The sequence below is a fragment of the Corallococcus sp. AB011P genome, assembly GCF_003611605.1.
GTDB classification, from domain to species: Bacteria; Myxococcota; Myxococcia; order Myxococcales; family Myxococcaceae; genus Corallococcus; species Corallococcus coralloides.
Genome location: NZ_RAVX01000012.1, coordinates 212,792 through 231,794, shown reverse-complemented (window position 1 = coordinate 231,794; position 19,003 = coordinate 212,792). Strand labels below are relative to the sequence as shown.

General features: G+C 71.8%; 12 protein-coding genes. 7 read left to right on the top strand and 5 right to left on the bottom strand.

Going from position 1 to position 19,003, the window contains the following annotated elements; all coding sequences use genetic code 11:
* Nucleotides 1-19: 19 nt before the first annotated feature.
* The 4 genes from D7X30_RS27160 to D7X30_RS27145 all read left to right on the top strand — a co-directional run bounded on the left by D7X30_RS27160 (nucleotide 20) and on the right by D7X30_RS27145 (nucleotide 9,837).
* Nucleotides 20-1,012, top strand: coding sequence for a FecR domain-containing protein (locus tag D7X30_RS27160; RefSeq protein ID WP_120565878.1), 993 nt, complete (start codon nucleotides 20-22; stop codon nucleotides 1,010-1,012).
* Nucleotides 1,013-1,195: 183 nt separating this feature from the next.
* Nucleotides 1,196-3,100 (top strand): hypothetical protein, encoded by a 1,905-nt coding sequence (locus D7X30_RS27155; protein WP_120565877.1) that lies wholly within the window; start codon nucleotides 1,196-1,198, stop codon nucleotides 3,098-3,100.
* A 26-nt stretch (nucleotides 3,101-3,126) separates the two neighbouring features.
* Complete coding sequence (locus D7X30_RS27150) at nucleotides 3,127-6,729, top strand: flagellar motor protein (RefSeq protein WP_120565876.1); 3,603 nt, start codon at nucleotides 3,127-3,129, stop codon at nucleotides 6,727-6,729.
* 24 nt (nucleotides 6,730-6,753) lie between these two features.
* Nucleotides 6,754-9,837, top strand: coding sequence for a hypothetical protein (locus D7X30_RS27145; RefSeq protein ID WP_147443332.1), 3,084 nt, complete (start codon nucleotides 6,754-6,756; stop codon nucleotides 9,835-9,837).
* On the opposite strand, the gene D7X30_RS27140 is transcribed toward D7X30_RS27145, so the two are convergent.
* Nucleotides 9,821-11,176, bottom strand: coding sequence for a DUF4388 domain-containing protein (locus tag D7X30_RS27140; RefSeq protein ID WP_120565874.1), 1,356 nt, complete (start codon nucleotides 11,174-11,176; stop codon nucleotides 9,821-9,823). The genes D7X30_RS27145 and D7X30_RS27140 overlap by 17 nt on opposite strands.
* A gap of 27 nt (nucleotides 11,177-11,203) precedes the next feature.
* Here D7X30_RS27140 and D7X30_RS27135 point away from each other — a divergent pair, with 27 nt between their 5' ends.
* Nucleotides 11,204-11,593 (top strand): VOC family protein, encoded by a 390-nt coding sequence (locus D7X30_RS27135; protein ID WP_120565873.1) that lies wholly within the window; start codon nucleotides 11,204-11,206, stop codon nucleotides 11,591-11,593.
* Nucleotides 11,594-11,652: 59 nt separating this feature from the next.
* Entirely contained in the window at nucleotides 11,653-13,326 is a 1,674-nt protein-coding gene (locus D7X30_RS27130; protein WP_120565872.1) for a general secretion pathway protein GspE, read from the top strand.
* 1 nt (nucleotide 13,327) lies between these two features.
* Here the strand turns inward: D7X30_RS27130 and D7X30_RS27125 are convergent, their stop codons facing one another.
* On the bottom strand, nucleotides 13,328-14,287 hold the full coding sequence (locus tag D7X30_RS27125; protein WP_120565871.1) for an alpha/beta fold hydrolase: 960 nt from the start codon (nucleotides 14,285-14,287) through the stop codon (nucleotides 13,328-13,330).
* Between the two features lie 112 nt (nucleotides 14,288-14,399).
* On the opposite strand from D7X30_RS27125, the gene D7X30_RS27120 reads away from it, so the two are divergent.
* Nucleotides 14,400-15,551, top strand: coding sequence for a hypothetical protein (locus D7X30_RS27120; protein WP_147443331.1), 1,152 nt, complete (start codon nucleotides 14,400-14,402; stop codon nucleotides 15,549-15,551).
* On the opposite strand, the gene D7X30_RS27115 is transcribed toward D7X30_RS27120, so the two are convergent.
* From D7X30_RS27115 to D7X30_RS27105, 3 genes are all read right to left on the bottom strand, one after another.
* Nucleotides 15,544-16,470 carry a serine protease gene (locus tag D7X30_RS27115; RefSeq protein ID WP_120565869.1) on the bottom strand — a complete coding sequence of 309 codons (927 nt, stop codon included), beginning with the start codon at nucleotides 16,468-16,470 and terminating at the stop codon, nucleotides 15,544-15,546. The genes D7X30_RS27120 and D7X30_RS27115 overlap by 8 nt on opposite strands.
* A 178-nt stretch (nucleotides 16,471-16,648) precedes the next feature.
* Nucleotides 16,649-18,484 carry a serine/threonine-protein kinase gene (locus tag D7X30_RS27110; protein WP_120565868.1) on the bottom strand — a complete coding sequence of 612 codons (1,836 nt, stop codon included), beginning with the start codon at nucleotides 18,482-18,484 and terminating at the stop codon, nucleotides 16,649-16,651.
* A gap of 56 nt (nucleotides 18,485-18,540) precedes the next feature.
* The gene (locus tag D7X30_RS27105) at nucleotides 18,541-18,888 is read right to left on the bottom strand and encodes a PEGA domain-containing protein (protein WP_233591800.1); all 348 of its coding nucleotides are present in this window, start codon (nucleotides 18,886-18,888) and stop codon (nucleotides 18,541-18,543) included.
* Nucleotides 18,889-19,003 lie beyond the last annotated feature (115 nt).

The window sequence follows — 19,003 nt, the reverse complement described above, 5'->3', positions numbered from 1 at the left end:
TGGTAGCTAGGTCCCTCGCATGGCTGCTCCCCCATCTCGCAGGCAACAGGCGCCGTTCCTCATCGGGCTCGTGCTCATCCTGGCCGCGCTGCCGGTGGGCTGGTTCGTCTTCCTGCGCGAGCCTCCCGCGCCGCTGCCGCCGTCCGCTCCCAAGCGCCCCCTCGTCACGGAGGCGGAGGCGAAGAAGGCCGTGGAGCTGGTGCTGAGCTCCTTCGACGGCACCGTGGACGTGAAGCACGGCGACGGACCGTGGGAACCCGCGCGCAAGGACATGCCGCTGCGGCCCACGGACGTGGTGCGCACCGGGCGTGGGTCCTGGGCCGTGGTGCTGAACGGTGAGGCCGTGGAGCTGCGCATGGAGGCGGAGACGGAGATCTCCGTGGAGGAGATCTCGAACGAGCTGTCGAAGGTGATGCTGAGCAGCGGTCTGGCCACCGCCACCGTGCGGGGCCGTTCCAATGTCCGCCACACCTTCATCCTGAAGGCGAAGGGCGCCGACGCGGAGGCCAGCACCGCTCAGGGTACCTTCACCATGAGCAACAACGGCAAGGGCACCGTGAGCGTGGGTACCCGCGAGGGCGACGTGAAGCTGACCGGCAAGGAAGGCAAGTACGTCATCGTGCGCGCTGGTCAGCGGTCCATCGTCCGCCCCGGGCAGGCCCCCACCGAGCCAGCCCCCATCCCCAGCTCCGTGTTCGTGAAGATGGAGTGGCCCACGGGCACGCAGCGCAACCGCGAGGTCACCGTTGTCGGCCACACGGATCCGGGCAACCGGGTGACGGTGGACGGCGCCAACGTGGCCACCGACGAGGACGGGAAGTTCACGCTCAGCGTCTCGCTCAAGGACGGCCCCAACCCCGTTCAGGTGACCGCCGTGAACGTGGGCGGTGCGCGCCAGACCGAACAGCAGGACCTGACCTTCGAAGCCCCGCCACCGCCGTCGACGCCGCAGCCGAGGAAGAGGTCGGGGAAAATCGAGGTCGACGCCGGAGGGATCTGGGATCCTCCCTGATCCACCGGGTCGGCCCTCGGGTTCTTCGCGGAGGCACCCACCTGGTGGGTGGAGTGGTTTGACGGAAGTGTACGCGGGGACGACGGAGCGCCCCTTCGTACGGCCAGCGGCACCAAAGTGGTGCAGTCCCGGCAGAGGGCCTTGTAGAGTCGGGAAGCCCTGGAACGTCTCCTCCTCTCCGCGATGGTCTTGTTTTGTGCCCCGGTCTGGGCGGCTTCGCTGGAGCTGCTCGGCCCGGACGTGCCCGTGCCTCCGGAGGGCTTCACGGTCGCGGTGGTGCGCCGGGACGCCGGGGGCCAACCGGTGGCGTTCACCCCGTCCTCCGTGACGGCGGAGGGCGCGGCGCTCAAGCCCGGACCGGACGCTCCATCGCTGCGCACCTACGTCGTGGTCCCGAAGGCCCAGGCGCGCGAGGTGGTGGTGCGCGTGAAGGGCGACGGCGAGGAGGCCCAGGCCCGCTACGACGTGGGGCCGCCCGCGAGCCACATGGAGCTGTCGCTGGAGCCCGCGCTGCCGGTGAAGGGGCGCGACATGGAGGCGACGCTCACTGTGAAGCGGCTGCGTGCGGATGGGACGCCGGATGACAGCGGCGCGCCGCCGGTGCTGCGCGCGAGCACCGGTCAGTTGGAGGGGCTCAAGCACACGGGGCCGGGTACGTACACCGCTCGCTACGTGCTGCCTCCAACGCGCCTGCCCGAGGCGGCCATCCTGGTGGCGCTGTCCGCGTGGCCGCATCCCCAGTCGGTGCATGGCGCGTACGGGCGGCTGCTGGTGCCGCTGGCGTCGTCGGTGAACCTGCCCGGCAAGAGCGAACCCGGAGGCCAGGTGTCGCTGGAGGTGGCGGGGACGCGCTTCGGGCCCGTGCCGGTGGACGCGCAAGGGCACTTCGTGCTGCCGCTGGTGGTGCCTCCCGGCTATCCGCAGGCCCAGGGCGAGGTGAAGGACCTGTCGGGCCACGTGGAGCGCATCGCCATCGACCTCCAATTGCCGCCCACGGATGGACTGGCGTGCGTGCTCAATCCGCAGCGGCTGCCCGCGGACGGCGTGTCCCAGGCCCGGCTCTTGTGCGCGACCAGCGATCCGAAGGGGCAGCCCGTCGCGGATGCGCGCGTCACGGTGAAGGCGAAGTACGGCCGGCTGGACGGGCCCGTTCGCGACACGAACGGCATGCTCGAGTGGCGCTACACGGCGCCGCGCACGCTCGCGGCGGATGAGCGCATCGAGGCGGCATGGCCTCAGCGGGGCCCGGGGTCGCGCGAGTCGCTGCCGATGCAGTTGGTGCAGGGCGCGGTGCGCGACGTGACGGTGTCGCTGTCCGAGCCGATGGTGCACGCGGGTTCGGTGGCGCGGGTGGTGGTGACGGCGCGGGACGCGGCCGGGCAGCCCCGGCCGGAGGCGAAGGTGGTGGTGATCTCGGCCGAGGGGAGCGTGGGGCCGGCGGTGGAGTCTCCGCCGGGGACGTTTACTGTCCCGTGGACCGCGCCGGAGAACGCGTACCAGGTGAGCACGGACGTGATGGTGCGCGCGTACGGTCCGCTCGGGACGGAGCCCGCGCGGCTCGCGGTGTGGCGGCAGGGCACGGGGCTCGTCGCGGGCGTGGTGGACCTGGCCGGCTGGCCGGTGCCCCGGCAGCCGCTGCTCATGAACGGCCTGACGCGGACGACGGGGGAGGACGGGACGGTGTTCGTGGGTGGGATGGCGCCTGGCAAGGTGCGCGTGTCGCACGCCGTGTGGCCGGGGCTCGACGTCACGGTGCACGTGCTGGGCCCCCAGGGGCCGGTGTTCCCGGGGTCCGAGCCGCTGGTGCCCGCGCGCATCGATGCGCCGGTGAAACTGGCGCCGCGGCTGCCGGTCAACGTGCGGGTCCGCGTGGAGGGCGCCCGGGTGACGTGCTGGGTGGAGGCCCCGAGCGGCCAGGTGCTGAAGGACCGCCCGGTGCACGTCGCGCTGTCCGAGGGCGAGCGGGGTGAGCTGTCCGTGCAGGACGGCCTCACGCGCTTCACCGTGCACGGCGCGAAGGGCCCCGTGAGCGTATCCGTGGCGGACGTGCGCACCGGCGTGACGGCGGTGGAAGAGGTGCGGCCTTGAGGGCTGGGGCGTCGCGGAGGGCCTCGGTGCCGGGCGCCGCCGCGGGCTTCTTGCTCGCGCTGCTCCTGCTGTCGACCGTGGTGTCCGCGCAGTCGCTGTCGTCGGACCTGCCGACGCAGGCGTCGACCATCGCCGGGCGCGTCTGCGTGGACGTGGACGCAGATGGGCTCTGTGGACCCGATGAGCCCGGGCTCGCGGACGTGCGCCTGGTGCTGGCCACCGGCCGCGAGGTGCGCACCGATGCCTTCGGCCGCTACCACCTCACCGGCGTGGACTCACGCGTGCCGGACCTCATCGGCGGCCCGCACCTGCGCCCCGGCCGCCATGCGCTGAAGGTGGATCCGCGCAGCCTGCCGGCGTCCAGCCAGGTGGTCCCCCGCGTCGCGACCGTGGAGGTGCCCTGGGGCGCCGCCGCCCTCCAGGACTTCGCCGTGCGCCCGCCACCCACGCCCCCCCGCGCGGCCCCCACCTCCGCCCCGGGCCGGCCTCCCGAAGCGCGCGCCGCCGACCACGGGAACCTGCGCTTCCTCATCAGCGGCCAGGCCTCTCCCGGAGACCGGGTCCGCGCGGGCGACGTGGACGCCACCGTGCAGGACTCCGGCGCGTGGCTCGCGAGCGTGCTGCTGACGCCGGGCTCGAACGTCATCGCCATCACCACCACCTCGCCCGGCGGCACGGTGGAGTTCGCCCAGCAATCCTTCGACGTGGTTCGGCGTGGTGAGCACGGCTGGATCGTCATCCCTCACGAGAAGGTGCGCCTGGGCGCCGTGCGCGGGCTGTCCCCGGACGTGCCCCTGCCCACGGGAGACACCTACCTGCGTCTGGAGGTGGTCCCCGGCACCCAGGTGAGGACGCCTGACACCCAACTCGTCGCGGGCCCTGAAGGCGAGGTCCGCCTGCCCGTGCGGCTCGTGCCGGGACGCAACACCATCCCCATCTCGATGGCTCCTCCACAGCAGCGCTGGAGCGCCGTGTCCGTGACCGTCGAAGCGCGCGCCCAGCCCTTTGTCGTGGGCCTGCTCGACGTGGAGGCCAGCCTCGCGCCGGCCGGCGGGGGCTTCCGGCTGCGGGGCCGCGGTGCCCTCCACGGTGAGGCCCAGCTGGGACCCGTGCAGGTGGTGGGCGAGCTGGACCTGACCGACACCGACCTGCGCCAGTTGGACGACGCGCCGCTCGTGGACTGGCTGCGTCCCCGCAGGCCCGAGCGCTTCGACCGCTGGCCCGACCCCGACCTCGCGCCGGCGGAGTGGGGCGACAATTCCGTGTCCCTCACGCCCAACCCCGCGGAAGGGCGCCTGCGCCTGGAAGCGCGCCACGAGCAGTACGGCCGCGCGGGCTTCGGCACCTACCGCGCGCTCATGCAGGACCGCGAGGTGGGCCGCTACCACCGCCCCCTCTTCGGTCCCTACGCGGAGTTGCGCGAACAGCTGGGTCCCGTGAGCGTGGGGCTGGACGCGTTCGCTGGCGGGCTCGTGGACCCCACGCGAGGCCTGGCCGCGACGCCCGCGCACGAGGAGCTGAGCGCTACCGGCGGCAGCCTCTACTACCTGGGCGGCGGCACCGTGGCGGAGGGCTCCGAGCTGGTGCGCGTGGAGGTGCGCGACGGCGTCACCGGTCTGCCGCTGGGCGAACAGCACCTCATCCGGGGCCGCGACTACGACATCGACTACCTCGCTGGCCGCATCCTCCTCGCGCGCCCGCTGTCGTTCCTCATCGGAACATCGCTCCTGCGCACGGACGCGCTCTCCGAGGCGCCGGAGCCGGTGCTCGTCGTGGACTACGCCGTGCTGCACACGGGCGACCCGCGCGATTCGGTGGGCGGCGAGGCCTGGGCGCGCTGGCGCGACTCCACCGTCGGCCTGGCCGCCGTGCGCGAGCGCCGGCTGGGTGCGCCGTTTCAGCTCCTGTCGGGGCGGGGGCAGACGAAGCTGTGGGGCTACTCGCTCCTCGCGGAGGCCGCGAGCAGCCGGGGCCTCGCGGTGGAGCCCTCCGTCTTCGGCGTGTCGGACGACGGCGGCCTGTCCTTCCTCCGCCCGGTGGGCACGCAGGACGACCACGGCGGCGCGGTGACCCTGCGCCTGAGTGGACCTGGAGTCCTGGGGCCTGGTCACGGCGGCGCCGTGGCTGCCGTGTGGCGCGAGCGTTCCAAGGGCTTCTCCGATGGCGCGCACCTGGACGTGGCTCGCTTCCGGCAGCTGTCCCTGCGTGTCACCCAGCCCGTGGGTCCGGTGGCGCTCACGCTCCTGGGCGACGAGCGCCGCTCGGCGGATCCGCGCTTGCCCTTCGAGGACACGCCCTTCGGCGCCCGCACGCTGGGCGCCGCCGTGGCCTATGAGCACCACGAAGGAACCGTGCGCCTGGAGCTGCGCGACAGCTGGCTGCGTGCCACGGAGGTGCCCGGCCAGGGCGCCGCGCTCGAAGGCGGCCGGACGTCCCTGGGCGTATCGGTGTCCCGCATGCTGACGTCCCGCCTCACCGTGTCCGCGGGCCACCGGCAGCGGCTGCACGAGCGCGGCGAAGGCCTGGGCCGGATGAACGACACGTTCACCTCCGCGGGCGTGGCCGTGAACCTGGACAACGACACGTCCGTGGGCGTGAAGGGCGGCTGGGGGCCGGAGCTGGGCCCGCAGGCCTGGCTGGACGCGCGCGCGCGGCGCGGCCGCGAGACCTACTACGGCGGCTACTCCGTGGACGTGGACGGGCCGGACTTTGGGGCGGCCCGCGCGGTGACGGGGGCTCGCACGGAGGTGGGGGACGGCACCACCCTGTTCGTGGAGGACGTGAGCGCGCACGACGCCATGGCGATGCGGCGGGCCCGCGCCGTGGGCTTCCAGTGGGCGGCGGGACAGAGCGGCTTCAGCGCGGCTGCCCGCTATGAGCGTGGCGTGCGCAACCCGCTGGACATCGAAAGCGACCTCACGCGCGACGTGGCCAGTGTGTCCGCGCAGTGGTTGCGCGAGCGCTTCCGCGCGGACGTGCGCGCGGAGCTGCGCCACGAGGAGGGCACTCCCGTGCGTGGCGCCTCCGGCCCGGTGGACCGCACCCAGGTGGTGCTGGCGCTGGCCGCGGAGGGCCAGTTGATGAAGGACGTGACGGCCTCCGGGCGATTGGACTTCGCGCACACCGCGGGCCGGGAGGGGCTGGAGGCCCGGTTCGCGCAAGGGTTCGCGGCGCTCGTCTGGCGGCCTGGCCCGTGGCTGGTGGTGGCCCGCTACGGCCTCACGCGCGAGCTGTCCCCGGGTGCCCGCTTCGCGTTCGGAGACCGGGTGCTCCAGACGGTGTCGCTGATGCCGGCGGTGCGGCTGGGCGATCGGCTCTCCGTGGCGTCCGGCCTGCACGTCGGACGCGCCAGCCTGGGCGAGTCCTCGCGCTGGGTGTGGACGGGCACGCTGCGGCCCTCGGTGCGGCTGCTGGGCGGACTGGAGGTCGCGGTGGAGGCCGCCCGGCGCACGTCCGCGGCGGACGACCAGGGCCTGACGGCGCTCCGGCCGGAAGTGGCTTACCGGCTGGACGAGCGCCTGCGGGTAGCCCTGGGGTACACCGTCCTGGGCTTCAGCGGCTTGGGTCTGGAGGCCGAATCGGAGGATGCTCCGGATCGCCTCTATCTCCGGGCGGAAGTGGCCTGGTAGTCGCCGGGCAGAGGGATGACGAACGTGCGAGTCGGGTGGATCCTCCTGGGGCTGGGGTTGTGCGCGGGCGTGGCTCGCGCGGAGTGGACCCACATCGGGACCCAGGCGGGAACCCCGAGGGACGTGACCGTCTTCCGCCCCGGCTTCTTCGCCGTGGCGACCGACGGCCAGCTGTACGTGTCGCGCGATGGCGTCTTGACGACCCTGAACGTGGGCATGGCGGGCAGCTTCCTGCGCGGACCTACCTGTGTGGTGGGCATCCGTCTGGACGGGACGCTCCAGAGCGAGGGGGGCTGCTCGCCCACGGATGACAACAAGCGCCTATTCCCCAATGACGGCAGCGACTACGCGGTAAAGGCCGCACGCGTTACAGCCGACGGGGGCGTGGGGTATGCCGTCGCCGCCGAGGGGCCCTTACAGACACCGCAGTTCCGGACCTCGCTCCTCCCGAAAGAGGGAACGGCCGAGTGGGGCACCCTGCCGCCCCCGCTGCCGGACCTGAGCGCCCAGCCGCATCTCGCGGTGCTGGCCCCTCAGGCGGATGGGCAACCCCAGGCGCTGTTTTCCGTATCCACGGCCAAGGCGAACTTCCTCTGGTACCGGGGCACCAGCGCGGTGTCCTATATCGCCGCAGGCATCTCTGCTCCGAACCTGGCCCAGAGCGTGGTCCTTCTGCCGGGCTCCACGCCGGAGCAGCCGCTCGCGTTCTTCGGCAACGACTCGGGCCTGTTCCGAGGCACGCTGGGCGGATCCGCCTATCCGTTCGAGCCCATCCCGCTGGCGCCGGGTTCGGTCGACGCGCTCGCGCTTGATGTGACGAGCGGCTCCGTCGCTGGGACGGGCTTCGGGCTGCTGCTCCTCAAGCAGAAATCAGACGGCAAGGTGGTGGCATACAGCGCGGAGCCAACGGTTCCGCCTGCACTCCCGGGCACGCTCTGGCGGCAGAGTACGAACTCGCCCGCAAGCATCCCCCATCCCGCGTTGCGGATGGCCTGCGCGGACGCGTCCTACTGCGTGGCCATCCTCGACGGGCCCGCGCAGAACATCCTCATCTACCGGAACGCGAACCCTCCCAACGTGAGCGACCTGCCCTCCACCCTCAGCGTGAACGAGGGCGAGACAAAGGACGTGGAGCTCAAGCTGCGCGACCCGGACGGGGACGCGGTGCGGCTGTCAGCTACGGTGCGTGCGCCGGGCAGTCGGATCACCGTTGCTCAGGCTCCGCTCGACTCGCGCGAGGACAGCGGACTCAAGCTGAGGCTCACCGCGCCCGTGGGCATCTGTGCGTCCGAGACGTCATCCCTGGACGTGGTGGCCTCTGACGGCCTGCGCGCGCACGACACGCTGAAGACGATGGCGCTGGTACTGAACCACTCCATCAAGCCTGGCGCGCCCCAGGTGGAGGTGGAGGGCAACGACTTCTTCATGGGAGGGCCCTCCGGCACCTTCACCGCCACGCGAGGTGTCACCGGCTGCGAGCCCGTCAGGTACACCTGGACGGAGCCCCCCGGGGCACCCAAGCTCGACGTGAAGGCCGGCGTGGCCACGTTCACGCCCCCTTCAACCCTGGCGGACCGCTGCAAACCGGGCACGACCTCCTTCGACTACGAGGCGCGCGCGAACGACGGCGCGCTGACCTCGGATCCCACGAAGGTCCCGGTGCGGATCCACCCGTGGGGCCCTCCCGAGGCCCCGTTCACCAGCCCCTCGCGTGACGTCTTCTCCGGCGCGGCTTTGATTCCCCAGGCGACCCACCTGTGCGGAGGTTCTCCTGGAACGCCAGGACTGCCGCCGGTGTCGACGTTCTGGTCGGTCCTGGATAATCCCTCGGGCGCGACGGTGACGGCCCTCCAGGGGAACGACCGGCGTCCCGTGGGCCAGGACCCCACCGAGGGCCACTCCGTGCTGCTCGCCGGGGCGACGTGCGTGGACACCCTGAAGCTGAAGCTGCGCGCCTTCAACCGCATCACCGTGGACGGCTTCGTCCTCGACAGCCCCTCCTCCGACGTGGAGGTCTCGGTGAAGCCGCGCTGGGTGCCCCTGGAATCGGTGAGGACCCTGGTGGAGCTGGACCCCTCGGAGGAGCGCATGCTGCGCGGCCACGTGAAGACGGATCCGCCGCTCAACTGCACGGGCATGCGTCCCCTCACCACGGTGGTGACGCTGGAGGACCCGGCCGACCCCAGCAAGGTGTTCGACACGTGGACGGCCACCGGAGGCGGAGGCGACTTCGCGCTGGACCTGCCCCCCATGTGCGGCAGCGCCAACTACACCGTGCGCGCGCGCGTGCACGAGGGCACCGTCATGGCACCGGAGGCGACGACGGACTTCCCCCGCCAGGCGCGCGAGGTGGTGCTGGGCGAGCTGAGCGGTGAGCTCATCGCCACCTGCGGCGAGGGCGCCCGGGGCACGCTGCGCCAGACGATTCCGGAAGGGGCCTGCTCGGCGGTGAACCTGAAGTGGAACCCTTCCGGAGGGCCGGAGATGGCGGCGCTCGTCGCCCAGGGTGACTCGGTGTCGCTGGCCACGGTGGACACGCAGCTGGAGTCCCTGGTGGGCGAGCTCGTCACCCTGAACGTGTCGGCCGAGGGCGAAGGCGCGAGCGGGGCGGCGCGCGAGCACGCGGTGCGCATTGGCGCGCGGCCCTTCGTGACGGTGGAGCGGCGCACGGAGACGGGGGAGGGCATCAACTCCAGCCAGGTGGGCGTCACGGTGACGCTGCGCAACAACACCGCCTGCGACGTGAACTCCATCCACTACCGGGAGACCGTCACCGGTGCGCAGGTGGTGCCCCAGAGCGTGACGTTGAATGGCCAGCCGGTGACGCCGGTGGATGTGTCCGGGCAGCACTTCGCGGTGGATCCGGTGCCGCTGCCCGCGGGCGCGACCGCGACGCTCACGTACGTGGTGCGCACGGCGCTCCTGGCTCCGCCGAACTACTCTGGCACGGCGACGCTGCGCGAGGTCGTCGTGTCGCGGGCGGAGCCGCCGCCTCCCTCCACGTCGGGATGCGGGTGCTCCGGTGGGGGCTCGGGCGTGACGGCGTTCGGGCTGGGCGCGCTGGCCTGGGCCGCGCGGCGCCGGCGGGGCGTCAGAGCCCGAAGCTGATGCGCTGGCGGCGGTTGGGCGTCTGCTGCCGCTCCTCCAGCACGCCGGACAGCTCCAGGCCACGCAGGGTGGCCAGGGCCTCGCGCTCGGACAGGTCCGTGAGGGCGAGCAGGTCCTCCACCGTCTTCGTGCCGTCCGCGAACGCGAGCAGCATCGCCTGGGGCCCCGCCAGCTTCAGCTCGTGCAGGCCGTAGGGCGGATCCGCCGTGGGGAACAGGCGGCGTCCGGGCGCCATGCGCTGGCGCAGCGCCACCAGCGTCTCCGTGCGCGTGACGCCCTCCAGGATGAGGTCGCCGGGGAAGAGCGACAGCGGCACCAGGTCCGCGCGCTGCGGCCGCATGGGGCTGAACCCATAGCCGCCCTCCGTCCACGCGAAGGTGGACCAGAGGATGTCCTTCACCTGCTCCTCCAGCAGCTGGCGGCGCTGCTTGGGACTGAGCAGGCCGCGCTTGAGCAGGGCGTCGCCGGTGCGCAGCGAGTGCTCGCGCGCGTAGCCCGCGGCCTCCGCGAGCTGCGCCTCCGTGAGCGCGCCCTTGCGCAGGCAGAAGCGGCCGAAGCGCTCCGGGGCCAGGTTGGAGGCGGCGTACACCACGCGGCCCGCCTCGAAGTAGACGACCTTGAGGACGGTGCCCTGGCGCAGCTTCAGCTCGCCGTGGTGGCGCGCTTCGTAATACGCGTTGAGCAGCCGCGGCACGGACGTGTGCGCCAGGTCTCCGCCGAGCGACCACTCCGGCAGCTGGCGCCGCTGACGCACGGGCGCGGGAGCGGCCTCCGTCCACACCGCGTCGCGCTGCGCGAAGGGCAGGGGCAGGGCCTCCGACACGCCGGGGGCTTCTTCGGGGGGCGCGGGTTCGGCAGGCTCGGACGGGGAGAGGACGGACTCGAGCGCGGGCTCCTTCTCCGCGGACGGCTCCTGGACCAGCTCCTCCAGGACGAGCAGGTCCACCTCGTCGAGCAGCTCTCCGTGCGTCACGGGCGGCACGCCGGCGGCCTCCTCCAGCGCGTTGAGCACGGAGTCCAGCTCGAAGGGCTTCTCGAAGAAGGCGCAGGCGCCGTGGATCTGCGTGGCCTCCTGGGCGAAGCGGTCGCCCTTGTAGACACCGCTGACGGCGATGGCGGGGATGCCGTGCGCGCGCAGGGCTCCCAGCACCTCGCTGCCTCGGATGTCCGGCAGCAGCAGGTCCACCAGCGCCGCGTCGAAGCGCGAGTGGGGGCCCAGGGCCTCCAGCGCGGACTCACCCGTGAAGACGGTGAGCGCCTCATGGCCTCGGGTCTCCGCGACCGTGGCGATGAGGGAGGCGAGTTCCTGGTTGTCCTCCACGATGAGCAGTCGCGCCATGGGCGGGCAGACCCTACCATCAACCCCATGAAGGACGTTCAGGGCTTCCACCACGTGGCGATTCAAGCGAAGGACGTGGAGCGCGTGACGGCGTTCTATCGCGACCTGCTGGGCTTTCCGGAACTGAAGCGCCACTCGCGGGAGGACGGCACCCTGCGCAGCGTCTGGGTCGGCGTCCCAGGGGGCGCCTTCCTGGCCATCGAGTCGGTGGACGGGACGCCGGAAGTGGTGCCGTTCCGCCATCCGGCGCCGGGGCTGCTGATGCTCGTGTTCCGGATTCCCCGCGAGGCGCGGGGTGGGGTGGTGGAGACCTTGGCCCGCGCGGGCGTGCCGCTGGAGCATGAGACGCGCTGGACGCTCTACGTGAGGGACCCGGAGGGCAACCGGGTGGGGCTGAGCCACCATCCAGACGACTAGGGACGGGTGCCCGGCCGGGTGCTTGCGGAGGGTGACGGGGCATGGCTACAAGCGGCCCCATGCGCCTGGGTGAACTGCTCGTGAAGGACGGCCTCGTGTCGGCGGCGGGGCTGGAGGAGGCGCTGGAGTCGCAGGTGGTCCACGGCGGACGGCTGGGGACGAACCTGGTGGAGCTGGGGCTCCTGTCCGAGCAGGACCTGGCCAAGGCGCTGGGGCGGCTGCACAACTGCGCCTACGCGTCCGGGGAGATGGTGCCCGACCCGAAGGCCGTGGCGCTGGTGAACCCCAACGAGGCGGACGACAAGGAGTACCTGCCGATGCGGGCGGACGCGACGCGGTTGAGCGTCGCGGTGCTGAATCCGCATGACTTCACGACGTTGGACGCCATCGCGTTCAAGACGGGCAAGCGCGTGGTGCCGGTGGTCATCCCCGAGTTCCGGATGAACCAGCTGCTCCGGCGGCACGCGAAGGCGTTCCGGCAGCTGCGGGCCATCGACATGAATGCCGTCCGCCCGAGGCCCGCGAAGGGCGCGGCGGCGGAGCTGCAAAAGGCGGCGGAGCGGCCGCCGGACCTGATGAGCGAGGAGGAGTTCCAGTCCGTCTACGCGCAGGCGCTGCGCGGCGGCTCGGAAGCGGAAGCGGACGCGGACGTGCTCGAAGGGGAGATCATCATCACCGGCGAGGAGGTGGTGGAGGCGCCCGTGGCCGCGCCGCCCCAGGGCCGGCCCGCGATGCCGGCGCAGGCGCGTCCTGGAGCGCCCGTGTCGCCGCGAGTGGACATCCCCGCGCACATCGCTCCGTCCGTCCCGGTGCAGGGAGTGCCCGCGCAAGCAGCCCGAGCCGCGAGTGCGGCGGGGCAGGGCGCGGCGAAGCAGGGAGTGCCCGCGCACGTCGCGGGTCAGCCCGGAGCGCAGGGAGTGCCCGCGCATCTGGCGGGACAAGCCGGAGCGCAGGGCGTCCCCGCGCATCTGGCGGCCCAGGCGGGTGCGCAGGGAGTGCCCGCGCAGGTGGCGGCCCAGGCGGGAGCTTCCGCGCACGTCGCGGGTCAGGCTGGAGCGCAGGGCGTCGCGGCGCAGGTGCGTGGCGGACCGGGAGCCGCCGGCGTGCCCGCGCAGGTGGCGGCCCAGGCGGGTGCGCAGGGAGTCCCCGCGCACGTCGCGGCCCAAGCCGGAGCGACGGGCGCGATGCCCCCGGGTGCCGCCGCGACTCAGCCCGTGGCCGCGAAGCCGGTGGCACCTCCTCCCACGCCGCTCACGTTCCCGGAGGCCCAGGCGGAGCTGGGGCGCAGCTCGGACCGCGAGGACGTGGCCCGCACGGTGCTCCGCTTCGCGATGGGCAAGTGGCGCCGGTGCCTGCTGCTGTCCGTGCAGGGCAACCTCGTCACCGGCTGGCACGGCATGGGGCAGGGCGTGAGCGACGAAGGTGTCCGCCGCATCGGCGTGCCGCTGCGCGACCAGAGCACCTTCCGCCTCGTGCGCGACCTGCGCTCCCACTACGTCGGTCCGGTGAAGCGCGACGCGGCGATGGGCATGTTCTACCGCCTGCTCGGCGGAGGGTTCCCCACGACAGCGGTCATCCTGCCGCTGCTCGTGCGCGGCAAGGTCGTGCACCTGCTCTACGTGGACAACGGAGCGGAGCAGTTCACCCCGCCGGACGTGGGCGAGCTGCTCATCCTCTCCCAGGGCGTGGGCCGTTCGTACGAAGCGATGATGCGGCGTCGCAAGAGCGCGTAGCTCAATCGCCGCCGGTAGGCCGTTCAGGTGGGTGCGCCAGCACGGGCATCGCATCCGGACGGTCCCACAGGACGAAGTGGCTGCACCCGTCCAGCTCCACCACGTTGAGTCCTGGCTTCGCGCGCCCGGCGCTCTCCCGCATGGACGCGGACTCCAGCACCCGGTCCTTCCCCGGAACGAGCACCGTGCCGCGCCGCACGTTGCCGAACAGGGACGCATCGCGCGCCTGACTCCACGCTTCGATGTCACGCAGGTTGGCCATCATCGTCGCGACCCGCTTGGGGTTGAACGGGAAGGCCATGATGAGCTCGCGCTTGCGAGCATTCTCCAGCGGTCCCCAGGCGCCCCGGTTGTGCTTCGCGATGGGCGCGAGCCGCCACAGCGGGATGAGGAACGGCAGCAGCCAGAGCTGCGAGGGCGTCAGGCTCCGGTAGGGGCGGGCCTGCGGGAGCACGGGCGCCTCCAGTACGACCTCCACCCGTTCGAACAGGTCCGGCCGCAGCTTCGCGGCCTCCAGGACCACGGCCCCTCCGCGCGAATGTCCGTGGACGCGCACGACGTTCGTCCGGGGCAGGTGCTCCAGGGCCTGCACCAGCACCGCGGCGTCATGGGAGATGGTGCCCTCCGGTTCGGCAGGCACCTTCGCCCAGGGGGCGGGTTGCTCGCGCGGGTCGGTGATGGGCAGGTGGTAGTCGCAGCTCGTCAGCAGGATGAGCTGGAGGTCGGGCTCGCGGTAGTGGTGCGTGAAGTAGCGCATGTCCGCCACGAAGCCGTGCATGACGATGACCGTGGCGCGGGGCTGCTCGCAGCGCCGTTCGGCGATGACGGCCTTGCCCACCCGGTAGACGTGTCCATCGAAGGACTCGCTCGCGCGGGGCGTGCCCACCCGGTGCATCAACCACCAGCGCGCGGTGGGCACCAGCACTGCGACGCCAGCGAGGACTCCAAGAGCGACGGACATGCGTTCACCCGGGACGAAGGGGCACAGGCGCCAGGCGGCGGACGGCCCGTGACACGGCACTATCATATGGACCGTGTCGGCCTCCCGCCGCACTCGCGACGCGGAGCTTGCGATGAACGACGAGCCGGAAGAACGCCTGACCTGTCCCAGCTGCGGAGGGAGCTTCGGGGATTCCACCATCGAGCGTGGCATCGCCTTCACACCCTGTCTTCGGTGTGAACAGGCCATGGCGGCTGCCTGCTGTGCGCCCATCCCTGGGACGGCGTCTGGATGGCGCGTCCAGATTCTCTGGCGCGGGCCCGAACTGACGCTGAAAGAGGCGGCCTCCCTGCGGCAGATCCTCCCCGTCCACGCGAATGAGTCGATTCAGGGTGTGCGCGACCAATACCGAGCTCTGCCAGGGTGGACGGGGCGGAGACTCTCGCACCAGGAGATGCTCGAGCTCCGTGCGGCTGCGGAGGCCAGCGGTTTCACGGTGATCGCGGAGGAGGAGGACAAGCACGTGCCCCGGCTGCACCTGCCTCCTCATCCCGCGACGTTCTATGGCGTCGAGCTCAGCCCCTCGTTCTTCGAGAACGGCGCCCTCGCCACGATTTTCCGCGAAGCCCACGGCACCCTGGTGATTGCCAGCGAGAGCCTGCCCCTCGCGGAGTGTGTCCCGATTCCCCAGGAGCGAGGACGCCAGTTCCTCGATGAAGTCGCAAGCCTGGCCCCGTTGGAGATGACCGACTCGGCCGTCATCGGGATGGATGGAATCAGCCTCTATTTCCGCCTCCGTCATTCGAGCCAAGAGCGCGGTTTCGTCGCGTGGAGCCCGGACGCCCACCATGCGCCCCGGCATCATGCCCTGGTCCTGGCGCTCTTTCGGCTCGCGACCGAGCTGGCTCGCGAGGCCAACAGCATCGCGTTTCTGGAAGGCATCCACGGCTACCTGGATGCGGGGCTCCCCGTGAAAGTGTTCGAGGAGTCGCCGCGCCGCGTTCGTCTCTTTGGAGGGCTGTCGTCGTTGTCGTCCGAGGCCCTGGACTCGCTCTTCGCGGCGACTCCCCCAGAGACACCGCTGTTGATGGATCTGACGGGCTTCGAGGGAATGGGGACGCTGCTCTATCCGCGCTTCGCCCGGTTTCACCAGCGTCCCGGGGGGACGGTGTGGTGGGTCAACCGCATCGCCGCTCGTCAGTTGAAGGAGGCGGGAATCCCCGAGGCGAGCCTCTACACGGACCTGGAGTTGGCGAAGGCAGCCCTTGCCGCGCGCCCTACCTGACGGCGCTGAGGGTCCGGATCTGCATGTTGATCCACGGGATGTAGTTGGAGACGCGCGTGTAGATGCCGGGCAGGCCTGCCCGCGCACAGCCTACCCCGAAGCTCACGATGCCCTGGAGCACGAAGCCTTGGGAGCCGTTGACGACGAGCGGCCCGCCGCTGTCGCCCTGGCAGGTGTCCTTGCCCCCCTGCTGATACCCAGCCCCGAACATGGCACTCTCGTCGATGACGATTCCTTGTGTCCTGTAGCTGTTGGCGACGTCCCGATGGTTGAGGACGGGGACGCCCACTTGCAGCAAGATGCTGGACGTGTCGTAACCCCCCTCGCGTGTCAGGCCCCACCCCGCGACCGTAGCCATCGTGTTGTCAGCGACGCGCTCTCCGGAGGCCGGGAGGCAGACAGGGACGCGCGTGTTGCCGCCCGCGAGCTGAGGGCCCAGGTTGGGGCGCATGCCCGAGGACTGGCCGCAAGCCCCGGCGACGCTCGTGCCGAACTTGATGGGCTTGTCGAGCTTGAGGACGGCGATGTCGTTCAGCGTCCTGTTCGGATTGTACTGGGGGTGGTAGACGGCCACCGTCACCCGGGCTGTCACTTGCGTGGACGTGGGGCGGTACAGGTCATGCGCACCTGCGGACGCAGTGACGTTGGAGTAGCCGTCATAGACGCAATGGGCAGCGGTGAGGACGATGTCGCTCTCCTCCTTGGTGTTGCTCACCCGCACCAGGCTGCCCCCGCAGAAATGGCTGCCGTACTTCTTCTGCAGGCTGACAATCCAGGGGTGGGAGTTCGGCCGGGCCTCGACGCCTCCCACGATCTCCTGGTCCGTGTGACCCACTGTCTCGAAGGGGGCCTGATCGGCCTCCGAACCACCGCACCCGAGAAGACCGACCGCGACGACGACTCCGCTCATGAAGCGCATGCATCCTCCTGGAGTAAGTGCGGAGTGAGATAGCAATCGACATGCCGCGTTCATACGCCCGGGCTGTCGGGACGAGACGCGCACCTGGACGTGCGACGGCACGTCGTCTCCGTCGCCGTGTGACATGTCAGCGGAGGCGCATGACGCGTCAGCCGTGTCAGGCTGGGAGTGTCAGGGCTCAGCGTTCCATGGGGAGGAGCGCGTCGCGTGCGCGGGCCCCGGAAGGTCCGGGCACCACCAGCCTGCGAGCCTTCTGGAACAGCGGCACGGGTGGGTCCTCCGCCACGTACACGCCCCAGGAGTACTCGCCGGGAGCGAGGCCGGGCAGCACCACCTGCTGCGGGCTGCCCTCGCGCATGAGCACCGGATGCCTCAGCTCCCGGTCCCGCGCGACGACCAGCCGGTAGCGCGGCGCTCCGCCAATGGACTGCCACGCGAAGACCAGGTCCTCGTCGGCCTTCGGAGCCTCGTAGCCATCACGCGGCGTGACGAGCAGGCCCCGAGGCCGCTGGCGCTCCACGAAGACGCGGCGGGCGAAGCCGGGCTCACCGGGCCGTCCTTCCGAGTCCAGCGCGGACACGCGCCAGACGAACATGCCGGGCTCCGGCGGGACGAACGTGAAGGCCAGGCCCTCCACCTGCGTGTCCACGATGCGCTGGCGGAAGCCCAGGTCGCGCGCCACCTGCACCTGGTAGCTCCGAGCGTCGTCCAACGGCCTCCAGCTCAGCGGGATGCGCAGCTCCGGGCTCCACGCGATGCGCGCGTCCACGCCGGGGGAGAGACTGGTGGGGAAGGGCGGGCCGTCGTGCTCGGCGTCCTCCAGGCCGCGCGCGACGTCCAGCCAGTTGCCGGCCTCGAGCGTGCGGCGGTGCGTGCCCTCGGACAGCAGCAGCCGTCCGCGGGAGACGCTGAGATGCATGCCGCGAGCGGTGCGGGTGACTCGGAACTCCGTGGGGCCCGCGTGCGCTTCCACCAGCAGAGCATTGCCGCTCGCGATGCTGGCGGACGCCACCCCCATGTCCACCAGCTTCACCTCGCCGTGCAGGCCCACGAGCAGGTTGCCCGGGCTCACGTCGCGGTGGACCAGGTGCAGCGGTCGCCCGCCCAGGTCGCGCTGCCCGTGCAGGTACTCCAGCGCCTTGCCCAGCTCGATGGCGATCGTCACCGCCAACGCCACCGGCGGAGGACGCCCGCGCTGCCGCAGCGCCTGCACCAGGTCCGCGCCGTTGCGGCCGTGCACGTACTCCATGGCCATGAAGGGCCGGCCCGCGGCGCTGCCCACGTCGAACACCTGGATGACGTTGGGGTGCTGCAACGTGGCGCTCAGCCGCGCCTCGGTGAGGAACAGCTCCGACAGGCGCGGGTGACGCGCGTACTCCTGGAACACCAGCTTGAGCGCCACCAGCTTGTCCACGCCCTCCGCCATCGTGCGCCGGGAGAGGATCACCTCCGCCATGCCGCCCGTGCCCAGCCGCTGGAGCAGCTGGTACGGCCCGAACGCGTCGAACGGCCGCAACCCGCCCTGCCACGCCTCCGGGTCGCGCGCGTGCAGCAGCTCCAGGTGCGAATAGTCATTCAGCGCGGACGCGCCATCCACCGTGGAGCGCGGCCGGATGCCCACCGGCGTCGGCTCCTCCCGCCACGAGTCCGCGTTCCCCCCGGGAGCACCGGCGGACGTGCTCGCGGCGGGAGTCCCCACCGTCGCGTGAGCGAGCGGCTCGCGAGGGCTCAGCGGCAGCGGAAGGCAGCCCGCGTCCAGCGCGACGAACTTCGCGAAGTAGCCGCGCACCCAGCCGGACACGCCGTGCTCCATCACCCGCACGCGGCCGGAGACAGCGGGCCCGTCCCCCTGGAAGGCCACCTGGAGCGCGAACTCCGTCCCGATGGGTTGCGGCGTGTCCTCGGGAACGAACAGGCCGTGATCCGTCATGCTCTTCCACAGCCGCGCGCGCGACTCCGGCGCATCCGCGAACGGCAGCCGGAACAGCCGGCCCTTCCTCTTTGGCAGCTTCACGCCTGTGCCTCCCCCCTCGGATTGACGGTGCGCTGCGCGTCACGGCCCGCTTCGCGTCACGGCGAAGCGCTCAACGTCACCTGGATGGGCTCCGGCCGGTCGCCCACCATCACCTCGGCCCGCCACGTGGCGTGGCCCTCCAGCCGGACGCTCACCTGGTGGACCCCGGGTGCGAGCGGCAGCAGCGTCCCCAGGTGCCGCGCGAGCCCCATCGCTCTGCCGTCCACGAAGACGCGCGCGCGGTCCGGCACCACGTCCAGGCGCAGCCCCGTCGTCACCGGGCGCTCCACCCGCACCGCACGGGGCGCCGGCATCGGCGGACGGACGGCCTCCACCCGCAGGGCCGTCAGGGCATCCACGTCCCGCGAGACAGGCGCGCGAGCACAGGCGCAGGTACCAGCCATGAGGAGCGTGATGAGCAGACGTCTCGTATGCGGAGGCATGACAGGGATTGGGCGCGCGCGCGGGGGCCTCCGTCAAGGCACCGGCCCCCGCGTCGCAATCGCTGTTCCCACCCGT